This is a genomic window from Streptomyces sp. NPDC006430 (assembly GCF_040612395.1).
Lineage (GTDB): Bacteria > Actinomycetota > Actinomycetes > Streptomycetales > Streptomycetaceae > Streptomyces.
The window spans coordinates 1-1,664 of record NZ_JBEXQA010000108.1 but is presented as its reverse complement, the minus strand read 5'-3'; the positions used below and the strand labels follow the sequence as shown (position 1 = coordinate 1,664).

Here is a 1,664-nt window from a genome sequence, read left to right as displayed (position 1 = left end):
CCTCGTGCTTTCATGAAGCACGGTGTCCGACAGGTGATCAGGTAAGCGAAAAGTGCCTCTGACCAGCAAGAATGAGGATTGTCGAGGTCCTTGTTCCTGCCACCGTCGGAGGCACTTCCCAGGTGAAGAAGCGTATCGGGTCCTACCCACGTGTCCGCGTCGAGGGCGGTGGCCGGGCGGTGGTCTCCCAGGCCGGGGGCGTGCTGCTGGCCGTGACCATCCGCGAGACCGGTCTGGGCACCGCGATATCGGCGGCGCTCGCGCCGTGGCGGAAGGCTCGGGCGGTGCACGATCCCGGCAAGATGCTGCTCGATGTGGCCCTCGCAGTCGCGCTCGGCGGGGACTGCCTGGCCGATGTGGGCATGCTGCGGGCCGAGCCGGCCGTGTTCGGCCCGGTGGCCTCCGACCCGACCGTCTCCCGGCTCATCGATACCCTCGCCGCGGCCGGCCCGAAGGCCCTGACCGCGATCCGGTCCGCCCGGGCCGGAGTGCGTGATCACGTCTGGAAGCTGGCCGGGACCTCGGCGCCGGACGCTTCAGGTCAGGTGATCGTGGACCTGGACGGGGTGCTCGTGCTCGCGCACTCCGACAAACAGGACGCGGCAGCGACCTGGAAGAAGACCTACGGACACCACCCGCTGATGGGCTTCGTCGACCACGGACGCAGCGGCACAGGAGAGCCGGTGGCAGCCCTGCTGCGGCCCGGGAACGCGGGCAGCAACACCGCCGCCGACCACATCACCGCCACCCAACTGGCCCTGGCCCAGCTCCCCAAGCGCCACCGGCGCGGCCGGTCCACCCTGATCCGCACCGACTCCGGCGGCGGCACCCACGAGTTCGTGGCCTGGCTCACGAAACGCGGGAGATGGCTGTCGTACTCAGTCGGGATGACCATTACCGACGCCATTCACCAGGCCGTACTGAAGGTCCCCACCTCCGCCTGGACGCCCGCGATCGAGCCGGGCGGTGAGATCCGCGACGGCGCCTGGACCGCCGAGCTCGACGGCGGCGTACTCAGGGGCTGGCCGAAGGGGATGCGGCTGATCGTCCGCAAGGAACGACCCCACCCCGGCGCCCAGTTGCGTTTCACCGACGCCGACGGCCTGCGGCTCACCTGCTTCGCCACCAACACCACCGATGTCCCGATCGCCGTACTCGAACTGCGGCACCGCCAGCGAGCCCGGGCCGAGGACCGCATCCGGGGCGCCCGCGCCACCGGCCTGCGCAACCTGCCCCTGCACGACACCGCACAGAACCAGATCTGGCTGGAGATCATCCAGCTCGCACTCGACCTGCTGGCCTGGATGCCCATGCTCGCCCTGACCGGCAAACCCCGCCTCTGGGAACCCCGCCGTCTGCGGCTACGACTGTTCTCCGCCGCCGCCCAGCTCGTCACCACCGCCCGCCGCCGACACCTCCGGTTCGGCCGTCACTGGCCCTGGACCGACGTGATCACAGGCGCGATCCAGCGACTCGACGCTCTCCCGAACCCCGACTGACCGGCAGAGTCCCCCGTCCCAACAAGCCTGATCACCCCACCGGAGTCGTGGAACCCGGCGCCCACCCGACGCGACAGCCGGGCCACCGGCCTACCCACGACCAGCACACAACCCCGAAACGGCCCGCCGGAGAATCCGACGGACCGTCACGAAAGATCGAGGCTA

1 protein-coding gene is annotated in these 1,664 nt (G+C 70.1%); it reads left to right on the top strand.

Translation table 11 applies throughout. The features are described from left to right. Positions 1 to 122 precede the first annotated feature (122 nt). Entirely contained in the window at positions 123 to 1,499 is a 1,377-nt protein-coding gene (locus tag ABZZ20_RS36810; RefSeq protein ID WP_356877414.1) for an IS1380 family transposase, read from the top strand. Positions 1,500 to 1,664: the final 165 nt, after the last annotated feature.